Origin of the sequence: Xanthomonas vesicatoria ATCC 35937, assembly GCF_001908725.1 — a bacterium.
GTDB classification, from domain to species: domain Bacteria; phylum Pseudomonadota; class Gammaproteobacteria; order Xanthomonadales; family Xanthomonadaceae; genus Xanthomonas; species Xanthomonas vesicatoria.
The window spans coordinates 3,028,700-3,040,638 of the sequence record NZ_CP018725.1 but is presented as its reverse complement, the minus strand read 5'-3'; the positions used below and the strand labels follow the sequence as shown (position 1 = coordinate 3,040,638).

Here is an 11,939-nt window from a genome sequence, read left to right as displayed (position 1 = left end):
ATGGATGCAACGTGTATACCTGCCGCAGCGCTGGCGCAACGTTGGCGCAGCTGCTGTTGCGCTGCGTCATCCGAAAGCGGCCAGGGACCGGCTTTTTGGCTTTTAAATACGCTGCAGCGCGTCATGACACGCGTGATGGGACCTCAGCGCTTGCTGTGCTGGAGCCGGCGTCAAACGATCGCTGTTGGCAAATGTCAGCACGCGGCAGGACGTCCTTCTCTGCAAGCATCTGCGTGTCTGATGCCAATGCTGGCAGAGGACGGACGAGTACACGTTGGCAGGCGCACCTCGGCAGTCGCATCGTGGCTGCAGGACTTCGATGCGGACGCCTTGCGCACATGGGCACGCGATCTGGGTGTAGACACCTATGTCGGCAGCTCGGGGCGCGTGTCACTATCACATCGCGAAGTCGCTGCCCGGTTTGGGTGCACGCCACCTGCGATGCGGTGCAGCCCTGTCCCCTGGCGTCTGACCCGATGATTGATCGCAGCCACTGCCGGGAATCAGGGGCTCTTTGCAGCTGATGTCAGCGGCATCGCCTCATCGGGCGGTGCAGCACAGTCGGCAACGGTTTTCATCTGATAGGTGCGCAACTGCCATGCAGCGGCCGGCGTCTCCGGCCACACATAGACCCAGCGATAGCGCTGACCGCCGTTGCATGCATCGATGGTGACTTCATCGCGTGGCTGGCCTTGCATCGGTACTGGCACTGCGCGGGCTGCATCGATGCGTGTGCCCACGGGCCTGCCGACGAAGGCAGTGCTGACGCGCACGGCGCCCAAATCGGCAGCGGCCGGCGGCGGCATCTGCCTGGTTTGGCCGCTCTGCCTGGACTGTTGCAGGAGCCAGGCATGGATCTGTGCGATGGCCGGGGCACCGACGGGGTAGTCGTGCACGATGCGCATGTCCACATGATCCGCTTTGGCCACATTGCAGGCCAGCAGACACGCCGCCATCGCGAAAACACCCATTGCTTGCTTCCAGGCCGTCATCGTCGCACTCCATGCAGTGAATGAGTGACCAACGCTATCACGCATGCAAGGAGACGACAGCCTTCTTCGCTTGGCGAGCCGGCACTTCAAGCCGCCGCCGCACCTGCCGCGGCGCGCCATGCCTGCACTGCCGCAAGCACGCGGGAGCCATGCAGCGCGCTGTGATCGCGCACTGCATAAGCGTGTGGCCTGGCTTGTATCTGGGCCGCCAATTGCGCGCAGCCGGCATACCGGTCTGCCAAGACGTGCGGCAGCTCGGTGTCATTCAACTGCAGCAGGATCGAAAAGCCGGTGGCAGAGGAATTGCAGTTCACATCCAGCCAATAAGCGTCGCTGCCATCGCGCAACAGAAACCAGTCCGCAACGGCTTGGTCCACCACGATCATCCACGTCTTCCCGTCAGCGAAGCGGCATCTTCAGCGCAGCGGTTTATGCGCCGCGCTCACCCACCAAAATCCCACTGCAGCCCCACCGTATACGTGCGGTCCGGACCGGGTTCGTAGTAGCGCCCATTGCCATCGTTGACGATCACCGAGCCCACGTACTGGCGGTCCAGCGCGTTGTCGATACGCGCAAAGGTGCGCAGTGCGCCGTAGGTCGTCGTCCAGCGGCGCGAGGCTTCCAGATTGACCAGGGCGTAGCCTGGCGCACGCTCGGTGGCCAGGTCGTTGACCACGGTGGCGTCGGAGGCCACCGTTTCGGCTGCGAACTGCCACTGCATCGGCTGCCACTGCCAGCGCGCAAACAGCTGCTGACGCGGCACGCCCGGCAGGCGCGACCCGCTGGCCACTGGCGCGGTGGGCACCGCGCACCCGCTGCTGGCACAGGTGAGGTAGCCATCGCGCACGGTGGCATCGACAAAGGTATAAGCCAGCTGCAGCTGCTGGGTGGCGCCCACCGGCTGCTGCCAGCTCAGCTCCGCGCCCTGGCGGCGGGTGGCGCCGATAGTGCGGAAAGTGCTGCGGCCGTTGGTGTTGCTGGCCACTGCCAGTTCGTCGTCGGTGTCGGCGCGAAACAACGCCACCTGCAGTGCCGCGCCGCTCTGCGCGCGCCACTTGCTGCCAACCTCGTAGTTGCGGCTGGTGGCCGCGCCCAGGTCCAGCGCCAACCCGGCCGCGCCATCGCTGCGATAGCCCAGCTCGTTGAAGGTGGGGGTTTCGAAGCCGCGCCCGGCCGACGCATAAAAGCGCAGATCGTCGGTGGCGCGGAACACGATGCCGGCCACCGGCGTGGTGGCCGAATACTCGCGCCGGCCGCTGTCGTCGGGATTGCGGCCCACGATGTAATGGTCCTCCGAGCGGAAACGCACCTGGCTATGGCGCACGCCCAGCAATGCCGACCAGCGGTCACTCCACTGCCACCACGCTTGCGCGAACTGGTCCACGTTCTCCACCTGGTCGCGCTGATTGCGGCGTAGCGCGCCCTGCACGCCCAGCGTGTCGCGGACGAAATTTTCGTAGCCGGTGCGGTGCTGGCGCTGGCGATCGACATTTGCACCCACGGTGAACTGCAGGGGCCGGCCCAGCGCCTGCCCCTGCCACGCCCAACGCGCGTCGGCGCCTTCGTAATTGCTGTCCAGATCGATCACACCACCGGCGTGCAGTGGGTTGCGCTGCACCGCCACCGGCACCGACAGGAATTGCTCCACGCTGCGCTGGCCGCCATAGGCCATCAGCCGCAGCGTCTGGCTGTCGAACTGCTGGGTGAAGATGGCTCCGGCCTGCGACTGCCGCACCGATTTGCGCGTGTTGAACTGCGTGGCCACCGAGGTGGCCTGGCGCGGATCGGCGTTGAACTGGTCGCGGCTCAGGCCCAACGGGTCCTGCGCATCGGGCGCATCGAGATAATTGAGCACCAGGTCCAGCCGGCTGCCGGGCGCCAGGTCGAAACCGAGCTTGGCGTTGACCGAGTCGCGCTTGGCGCGGCTATGGTCGCGGAAACCGTCGGTTTCGAAATGATTGGCGGCCAGGTTGTAATGCACCGCGCCCTGCTGGCCGAGCAACTGCGCGCCCACGTTGACGGTGGCGTTGCTGCCGTAGGTGGCACGCAGCCGCCACGGATCATCGGGCTTGCCGTCGGCACTCCACAGCTGCAGCACGCCGCCGGAGGAATTGCCGTACAACGCCGAGAACGGACCGCGCAGCACTTCCACCCGCTCGGCGCCCAGCACGTTGAAGTGCGACAGCTGGCCCTGCCCGTCGGGCATGCTGGCCGGGATGCCGTCCACCAGCAGCCGCACGCCGCGCACGCCGAAGGTGGAGCGCGCGCCGAAGCCACGGATCGACAGCTGGGTGTCCTGGGCGTAGTTCTGGCGGTCGCGCGCCACTAACCCGGGAATGCCGTCCAGCAGCTCGGACACCTGCGCGCCGCGGCGGTTGTCGTCGTCGGCCGACACCACGGTGAGGGAGGCCGGCAGGTCGAAGTCGTCCACCCCGTGCACCCGTGCGGCGTCTACCTGCACGGCAGGCAGTGTCTGGGGCGCGGGTGCCGGCTCGGCGGCCAGGGCGGGCGCGACGGCGCTCGCGACGAGCAGGCCGCACGCGGCGGCCAATAGGGTGGGTCTGGGCATCTGCATAGTGTCCCTCATCCGTCCTGTGGCCGTATCGTTGCGTACGGAACGAAGCATGCTACGCCCGCCATGGGCTGCTACGATGAGGTGGTTTGGCCCAGCAGCGGCCAACGATCCGGAAGTACCCCACTCTTTCGTCCTTCAGCGAGTCATGCCGTGTCCTTCTTTGCAAACGTAGAACAGGTTCCAGGCGACCCCATCCTGGGCCTGACCGAGGCCTACAACGCCGATAGCCGCCCCAACAAGGTCAATCTGGGCGTGGGCATCTATTACGACGAAAACGGGCGCATCCCGCTGTTGCGCGCCGTGCACAAGATCGAGCAGCAGCTCGCGCAGGAGGCCAAACCGCGCGGCTACCTGCCCATTGACGGCCTGGCCGCCTACGACAAGGCCACCCAGGAGTTGTTGTTCGGTGCCGAATCGGCACTGCTGGCCTCCGGGCGCGTGGCGACCTCGCAGACTGTTGGCGGCAGCGGTGCGCTGCGCGTAGGCGCAGACCTGCTCAAGAAGCTGCTGCCCACCTCCACCATCGCCATCAGCAACCCGAGCTGGGAAAACCACCGCGCGGTGTTCGGCGCGGCTGGCTTCGAGGTGGTGGACTACACCTATTTCGACGCAGCGACCCACGGCCTGAATTTCGACGGCATGCTTGCCGACCTGGCAAAACTCGAACCGGGCACGGTGGTACTGCTGCACGCCTGCTGCCATAACCCCACCGGCGCAGACCTGACCAAGGACCAGTGGAAGCAGGTCGCCGGCTTGCTGAAAGAGCGCAACCTGTTCCCGTTCGTCGATATCGCCTACCAGGGCTTCGACAAGGGCATCGAGGCCGATGCCTACGCGGTGCGCCTGCTCGCTGCCGAAGGCATCGACAGCTACGTGGTGGCCAGCTCGTATTCCAAGTCGTTCTCGCTGTATGGCGAGCGCGTGGGCGCGTTGTCGGTGGTGTCGGCCACCGCGGCCGAAGCCAAGGCGGTGCAGTCGCAGGTCAAGCGCATCATCCGCACGATCTACTCCAGCCCGTCCACGCATGGCGCAGCATTGGTGGCAGGCGTGCTGACCAGCCCGGAACTGCGCGATGTGTGGGAGCAGGAGCTCACCGAAATGCGCGAGCGCATCCACGCGCTACGCGCCGGCCTGGTCGAAAAGCTCGCCACATTGGGCGCGCCGGAGTTCGCCTTCATCCAGCGTCAGGCCGGCATGTTCTCGTACTCGGGCCTGACCCGATCGCAGGTGGACCGCCTGCGCGATGAGTTCGCGATCTACGCCGTAGGCACCGGCCGCATCTGCGTGGCCGCACTGAGCCAGCGCAACCTGGACTACGTGGCCCAGGCCGTGGCGACCGTCAGCCGGATGTAAGCGGCCACCGATGCAGTGACTGCATCGGCCGACCTGCGCAATGCAAGAGCCGGGAGCGCGCGAGCCTCCCGGTTTTTTTGTCCTACGCGCACTGCCTGCTTCCTTCCCTCGCCTGTGGAGGAAGGTGCCAGAAAGGCGGATGGGGGCACGCACGCCCGACACCTGCCCTCAATTTGCGCATCGTCAATCCAGCACGCTGCAAAACGCGCAGCAAGTGATCGAAATCTAACGGCGCAATGGCGACAATGGCGGCCCACTTCCTACACAGGCTGCCCGCCCCCATGTCGCGTCCCTCGCTGACCCGCTTCCTGATCGAAGAACAACACGCCGGCCGTATCGATGCGGAATTGCGCCAGCTGATCACCATCGTCTCGCGCGCCTGCAAGCGCATCTCCATCGCCGTGAGCAAGGGCGCGCTGGGCGGCGTGCTTGGCGATGCCGGCACCGGCAACGTGCAGGGCGAAGCGCAGAAGAAGCTGGACGTGCTGAGCAACGACATCCTGCTCGAAGCCAACGCCTGGGGCGGCCACCTGGCCGCATGCGCCTCCGAAGAAATGGACCACAGCCAGCCGGTGCCGGACCAATACCCCAGTGGCGATTTCCTGCTGTTGTTCGATCCGCTCGATGGCAGCTCCAACATCGACGTCAATGTCTCGGTCGGCACCATCTTCTCGGTGCTGCGCGCCCCCAAGGGCACCGAAAAGCCCGGCGACGAACACTTCCTGCAGCCGGGCACGCAACAGGTGGCCGCCGGCTACTGCATCTACGGCCCCAGCACCATGCTGGTGCTCACGCTCGGCCACGGCACCCACGCCTTTACGCTGGAGCGCGAGGAAGGCAGCTTCCTGCTGACCCAGGCCAATATGCGCGTGCCCGAAGACACCGCCGAATACGCCATCAACATGTCCAACCAACGCCACTGGGAGCCGGCGATGCAGGCCTACGTGGGCGACCTACTGGCCGGCAAGGACGGCACGCGCGGCAAGGACTTCAACATGCGCTGGATCGCCAGCATGGTGGCCGATGTGCACCGCATCCTGACCCGCGGCGGCATCTTCATCTACCCCTGGGACAAGAAGGACGCGTCCAAGCCAGGCAAGCTGCGCCTGATGTACGAAGCCAACCCGATGAGCATGCTGGTCGAGCAAGCTGGCGGCGCAGCCACCACCGGGCGCGAACGCATCCTGGACATCCAGCCGACGCAGCTGCATCAGCGCGTGCCGGTGTTTCTGGGTTCGAAGAATGAAGTGGCGCAGGCCACGCGTTATCACCTGGATGCGGATAAGGCCCAGGGCTGAGGTTTCGGCTCAGGCTACACGCAGCATCGATCCATACAAGACACCCGCCTCGTGCGGGTGTCTTGCTGTATGCCAACGGCAGATTGCGTAGCAGATGATGAAACAGCGGTTTTGCAAAGCTCACGATGGGCCTGCCCGCGCTCGCGCAGATTCTCGACGTCGGCGAATGTCAGTTGCCTGGTAGCCGCTCAACACGCGTGGGGAATGTCGCGTAGCCCTGCTGGTCCGGTCAGAGTTTCCTCCGGATTTCAGGGTGTCACTGAGCACTCGCGGTATCGAGCTGGCCAGCATCCTTGAGAAGTGCAAGCGCCCACTCCACACGCTCCGATGCAGTGGCGATCAGGCTGTCTGGATGCTCGCCCAGCAGCGCTCGTAGCTGATGCGGGGCAAAGACCAGATCGACGAAGTGGCTTGCCAAGGCGAACGGATCGGCCGGTTGATCTGGGCCATCGAGAATCGTCATCTGCACGCGCCGAAGCCCGCCTTCCCAGCCGATACGGTTGACTTCAGCGGCAAGCGCTGGCGCCCGGGTGGAGGTGCCGACGACCAAACGCATCATCGCCACCGTCTGCGGCTGCAGTGCGTGGGCAAGCATCCCCTGCCCTGCGTGTCTTAGGCGCCCCTCCAGATCCATGGCGGCGACGCTGGTCGCGTCAGGCAATGGCTGGGTGTCGACATCGCGACGCACCACGGCCTCAAAAATGGCGTCTTTATTGGCATAGCGCGCGTACAGGCTTGCCTTGCCCGCGCCTGCCAGTCGCGCGATGTCCTCACACGAGGTGTCCTCGAATCCGCGCTCAAGGAAAAGTGTCAGTGCTGCATCGAGTAAGCGCCGGTCGACATCACCCGCCTTATCGAGTGGCGGCCGTCCGCCCTTTGATTTTTGCTTGACCGCTTTCATCGACGAAAAGTTACACGTCGCTTGCATTCCCATCAACTGAACGTTATCGTTCAGTTATTCGCTGCATGGCTACTAAACGTGCGAATAACGAAGGTGCGAGTGACAGAAGGGTGGCTTCTTCTGTTGCGGCTCCGGTTGCCGTTGTTGGCGCAAAAGACCCAAGCGAGAGGCTAGGTGTGACTACAGATGTGAGATCACAGGTCGTTGTGGCAGGCGCCACCGGCGACCTCGGTTACCGGATCGCCTTTGCCCTGAAAGCACAGGGGGCCGCTGTGGTTGCCCTTGTTCGGCAAGGTGCGGGGAAGGACCGTGTTGCGGCGTTGCAACGTAGCGACATCAAGGTTCAATACGTCGAGATGGAAGACGCCCACGCATTGCGCGACGCGTTCAAGCATGCGGCATGCGTTGTTTCCGCGCTTAACGGCCTGGAAAACGTCATCCTGGGTCAACAGGGAAAGCTGTTGCAGGCCGCGGTCAGCGCAGGCGTGCCTCGCCTCATCCCGTCTGATTTCTCTCTGGACTACACGAAGACACAACCGGGCGACAATCGAAACCTGGATCTCCGCCGCCGGTTCAGAGACCAACTGGATGCCGCGCCGATCGCGGCGACCTCGGTGTTGTGCGGCGGTTTTCTCGAACTCCTTGAGGGCAGTGCGCGCCTCGTGGTCCCGGGCCGGCGTGTCATGCACTTTGGCGACGCAAACCAGCAACTCGATTTCACCGCCAAAGATGACGTGGCCAGTTACACGGCGGCCGCCGCACTGGATTCCACGGCCCCGCGAGACCTGCGCATTGCCGGCAACAGCATTTCGCCGAACGACATCGCGCAACTGCTCACCCAACTGACCGGGCAGCGCTATCGCACGCTCAGGCCCGGCGGGCTCGGGACGATGTGGGCAATCATCGGTGCGGTGCGTGCACTCACGCCCGCAAGCGATGATCCCTTCCCTCCCTGGCAGGGCATGCAGTATCTGCGCGACATGATGAGCGGGCGCGGCAAACTGGTCCCGCTGGATAACGATCGCTACGGTGCGCGCTCCTGGCAGACAGCACGCCAGACACTGGCCAACACCTATGTACGGGAGTCTTGAGATGCGCGATGGCATTGCACCGTTCCACATCCAGGTCGCACAAGCGGAGCTGGATGACCTCGCACGCCGGCTTAGGCAAACGCGTTGGCCAAGCAGGGAAACCGTGGAGGACCACAGCCAGGGCCCGCAGAACGCGCGCATCCGGCGCCTGGTGGACCGCTGGCAATCTGGTTACAACTGGCGTGCGACAGAACAGTTATTGAACGGCTGGAACAGCAGTCGTACGACGATTGATGGGCTAGAGATCCAGTTCCTGCATGTGCGCTCGCCGGAGCCGGATGCGCTTCCGTTGCTGCTGACCCACGGGTGGCCCGGATCGGTGCTCGAATTCCGCGAGGTGATCGGCCCCTTGAGTGACCCGGTCGCCCATGGCGGGCAGGCGTCGGACGCCTTTCATCTCATCATTCCATCCTTGCCTGGCTTTGGGTTCTCTGCAAAACCAACCGCCAGTGGCTGGGGAGTCGGGCGCACGGCTGCGGCATGGGTCGAACTGATGCGCCGCTTGGGGTATGGCGAGCGGTGGGCTGCACAGGGCGGCGATTGGGGCAGCGCGATCACCACCGCGCTTGGATTCATGCAGCCACCCGGCCTGGTGGGTATCCATCTGAACATGGTGATGTTCGAGCCTAGCCAGCAGGAGATCGCTGAGGCCACACCGGCCGAGCAGAAGATGTTGGACGACGCCCAACGCTACTACAACGAATTTTCCGGCTATATGAAGCTGCAAAGCACCCGGCCGCAGTCGGTAGGCTTCAGCTTGGCGGACTCTCCGGTGGGCCTGGCTGCATGGATCTATGCACTCTTCCAGGACGTCTCGCAGAGCGATTTCGATCCGGAGACCGTGTTCGCGTTGGACCACCTCATCGATGACATCATGCTGTATTGGCTCCCGAACGCAGGACCCAGCTCTGTACGGCTGTATTGGGACGCCGCGCAGGAAGCCAGGGCGCAGATGCCTTCGCATCCAATGCCGACGCCAACCGGCATCAGCATGTTTCCTGGGGAGCAGGTGCGCGTCTCCAAGCGTTGGGCACAACGACGCTTCGAGGATCTCCGCTTTTTCGGAGAAGCGGAGCGAGGTGGACATTTTGCAGCAATGGAGAACCCGCTAGCCTTTATCGACCATCTGCGTACAACCTTTCGGTCTCTTCGGTAACGGCTACCAAGTCTCACATGCGCGCACCGCCCCCGGGCACCGCCATGCTGATGGTGCCGGTGTATCCGATTTCCGCTGAGGGAGCGTTATCGCGGCAGGAACGTGTAGATAGTCCAGCAAACGTCCCAATCCAATCTGCTGCATATCAGCGACTTACAACGTGTTGCGCACCAGCGGACTTCGCGCGGTTCTAGCGGCCTCCACTGCCGCCAAGCGGCATTGTCTTTCGGCTGGCACCCACTGCTGATGCCACCATCCACAGATTCGACGTCTCGTCGTTGTGGGGGTTGGCCACAAGCTCCCGAGATCGCCTTGTCACGGTCCAAGACGGTCGGCTGCGCGGCGGACATGGCGGCGCTGAAGTTAGAGCTGCCAGACACCATTCCAGCACTGCCCCCTTGACCACCAACGCCCGCACCGGCCAGTCTCGGGGGCGGGCACGGCGGGGGTCGTGTCGCGCGCCTTCAATGGAGAACCGCCGTGGACCGTCGTACCTTCCTCACCCTGTCCGGTATCGGGGCCGCCGGGTTGCTGTTGCCGAACACGCGCTTGATCGCTGCCGAACAGTTGCTCACGCCCAACGATGCAGCGCGCAGCCGACGCTTGTCCGATACCGCGCTGACCACCGCCAAGGCGGCGGGTGCGAGCTATTGCGATGTGCGTGTGGGCCGGTATCTGCGCCAGTTCGTGATCACCCGCGAGGCGCAGGTGGAGAACGTGGTCAACGCCGAATCCAGTGGCGTGGGCGTGCGCGTGCTGGCCGATGGTGCGTGGGGGTTTGCGGCAACCAATACCTTGACCAGCGATGGCGTCGCGACCGCCACGCGGCAAGCGGTCGCGATCGCCAAGGCGAATGCACGGCTGGGCGGCACGCCGGTGCAGCTGGCGCCGGTGACGGCGGCCGGACAGGTGCGCTGGCGCACGCCGATCAAGAAGAATGCGATGGAAGTGCCGCTGCAGGACAAAGTGGCCCTGCTGATGGACGTCAACGCTGCCGCACTCAACGCCGGCGCCACCTTCGTGGCGTCACGCATGTTTGCGATCAACGAGCAAAAGTACTTCGCCAGCAGCGATGGCTCATATATCGATCAGGATGTGCACCGGCTGTGGCTGCCCTTCACCGTGACTGCAGTGGACAAGGCCAGCGGCAAGTTCCGCACCCGTGACGGGCTGTCTTCGCCGATGGGCATGGGCTACGAATATCTGGATGGCGATGCGCGCGAGAAGCACGCACTGCCCGGCGGGCTTGTCGGTTATGGGAAAAGCTACGACGCGCGCGAAGATGCCATTGCCGCCGCAAAGCAGGCGCGCGCCAAGCTCACCGCGCCGTCGGTGAAGGCCGGCAAGTACGATCTGGTGATCGACCCGAGCAATCTGTTTCTTACCATCCACGAGTCGGTGGGCCATCCGCTCGAGCTCGATCGTGTGCTTGGCTACGAGGCCAATTACGCCGGCACCAGTTTCGCCACGCTGGACAAGCGCGATGCGAAGTTCCGCTGGGGCAGCGACGCGGTAACCTTTGTCGCCGACAAGACGCAGCCGGGCAGCCTGGGTGCGGTGGGCTACGACGATGAGGGCGTCAAGACCAAGCAATGGGACCTGGTGAAGGACGGCATCCTGGTCGATTACCAATGCACGCGCGATCAGGCGCATCTGCTCGGCAAGACCGCTTCCGACGGCTGCAGCTACGCCGACTCGTGGTCCAACGTGCAGTTCCAGCGCATGCCCAATGTGTCGCTGGCTGCAGGCAAGACGCCACTGGCGGTGGCGGACATGGTCAAGAACGTCGAGCGCGGGTTGTACATCCACGGCCGCGGTTCGTATTCAATCGATCAGCAGCGTTACAACGCGCAGTTCGGCGGGCAGCTGTTCTACGAGATCGAAAACGGCCAGGTCACGCGCCTGGTCGAAGACGGCGCCTATCAGATCCGCACGCCGGAATTCTGGAACGCCTGCAGCGCGGTCTGCGACGCGCGCGATTTCCGTCTGGGCGGCTCGTTCTTCGATGGCAAGGGTCAACCCAGCCAGGTCTCGGCAGTGTCGCATGGCTCGTCCACTGCGCGCTTCGATGGCATCAACGTGATCAATACCGCGCGTTCGTTGGGCTGAAGTCTTTTGGCTGAAAGCAGCTGACGGAACGGTTTGTTGGTTGTTTGGCCCGACGCCTTCAGCGCGTAGGAGACATTAAGTACATCTGGTGTTGGATGGCTTCGTTGGGACATCCGGGCCACCTGAAGTTCGTCGAGAGTGCGGCGCCCTTGCCGCTCGCGGGACACGCCGCAAGTACGTCCCTGTAGGCTCCGTGGCGGCATCCATGCCGCCACAGGGTCCCGCAAGCGGTAAGGGCACCACTCCGGAGAGTTGGCTGGCTGCTTTGTTGAAAAACATGCACGCCGACCCTCTCGACCGGTCCTTGCCCGCCCACCGTCGCGGGACCTTATGCGGCATGGATGCCGCATAAGAGCCTCCATGGATGGATTCACGGCGCGTCCCGCGATGGTGGGCGGGCAAGGGCCCTGCAGCCAGGGCGCGGCCCTGTCGCTAAGTGACTGAAGCATCCACTGGATTTTCCT

The 11,939-nt window shown here is 64.2% G+C and carries 9 protein-coding genes; 5 read left to right on the top strand and 4 right to left on the bottom strand.

What is annotated here, in order from left to right:
- Positions 1-503: 503 nt before the first annotated feature.
- Genes BJD12_RS13125 through BJD12_RS13115 form a run of 3 tightly spaced genes read right to left on the bottom strand, consistent with a single transcriptional unit; the run spans position 504 to position 3,561 of the window.
- Positions 504-1,082, bottom strand: a complete 579-nt coding sequence (locus BJD12_RS13125; protein WP_155616262.1) for a hypothetical protein — start codon at positions 1,080-1,082, stop codon at positions 504-506.
- Complete coding sequence (locus BJD12_RS13120; protein WP_005998061.1) at positions 1,079-1,378, bottom strand: hypothetical protein; 300 nt, start codon at positions 1,376-1,378, stop codon at positions 1,079-1,081. Before BJD12_RS13120 ends, BJD12_RS13125 begins: the two co-directional genes overlap by 4 nt.
- Before the next feature lie 56 nt (positions 1,379-1,434).
- A complete protein-coding gene (locus BJD12_RS13115) occupies positions 1,435-3,561 on the bottom strand; it encodes a TonB-dependent receptor family protein (protein WP_042828767.1) in 2,127 nt (708 codons plus the stop codon).
- Positions 3,562-3,717: 156 nt separating this feature from the next.
- On the opposite strand from BJD12_RS13115, the gene BJD12_RS13110 reads away from it, so the two are divergent.
- Together BJD12_RS13110 and BJD12_RS13105 are read left to right on the top strand one after the other, a co-directional pair.
- Complete coding sequence (locus BJD12_RS13110; protein WP_005998057.1) at positions 3,718-4,920, top strand: amino acid aminotransferase; 1,203 nt, start codon at positions 3,718-3,720, stop codon at positions 4,918-4,920.
- A gap of 281 nt (positions 4,921-5,201) precedes the next feature.
- A complete protein-coding gene (locus BJD12_RS13105) occupies positions 5,202-6,218 on the top strand; it encodes a class 1 fructose-bisphosphatase (protein ID WP_039425435.1) in 1,017 nt (338 codons plus the stop codon).
- Positions 6,219-6,474: 256 nt separating this feature from the next.
- Here BJD12_RS13105 and BJD12_RS13100 read toward each other — a convergent pair whose 3' ends face one another.
- Positions 6,475-7,119 carry a TetR/AcrR family transcriptional regulator gene (locus BJD12_RS13100; RefSeq protein ID WP_042828765.1) on the bottom strand — a complete coding sequence of 215 codons (645 nt, stop codon included), beginning with the start codon at positions 7,117-7,119 and terminating at the stop codon, positions 6,475-6,477.
- A gap of 176 nt (positions 7,120-7,295) precedes the next feature.
- Here BJD12_RS13100 and BJD12_RS13095 point away from each other — a divergent pair, with 176 nt between their 5' ends.
- The 3 genes from BJD12_RS13095 to BJD12_RS13085 all read left to right on the top strand — a co-directional run bounded on the left by BJD12_RS13095 (position 7,296) and on the right by BJD12_RS13085 (position 11,475).
- Positions 7,296-8,210: an NmrA family NAD(P)-binding protein gene (locus tag BJD12_RS13095; protein WP_042828761.1), complete on the top strand. Its 915-nt coding sequence runs from the start codon at positions 7,296-7,298 to the stop codon at positions 8,208-8,210.
- Between the two features lies 1 nt (position 8,211).
- Positions 8,212-9,366, top strand: a complete 1,155-nt coding sequence (locus tag BJD12_RS13090) for an epoxide hydrolase family protein (protein ID WP_042828759.1) — start codon at positions 8,212-8,214, stop codon at positions 9,364-9,366.
- A 480-nt stretch (positions 9,367-9,846) separates the two neighbouring features.
- On the top strand, positions 9,847-11,475 hold the full coding sequence (locus BJD12_RS13085; protein WP_005998046.1) for a TldD/PmbA family protein: 1,629 nt from the start codon (positions 9,847-9,849) through the stop codon (positions 11,473-11,475).
- Positions 11,476-11,939 lie beyond the last annotated feature (464 nt).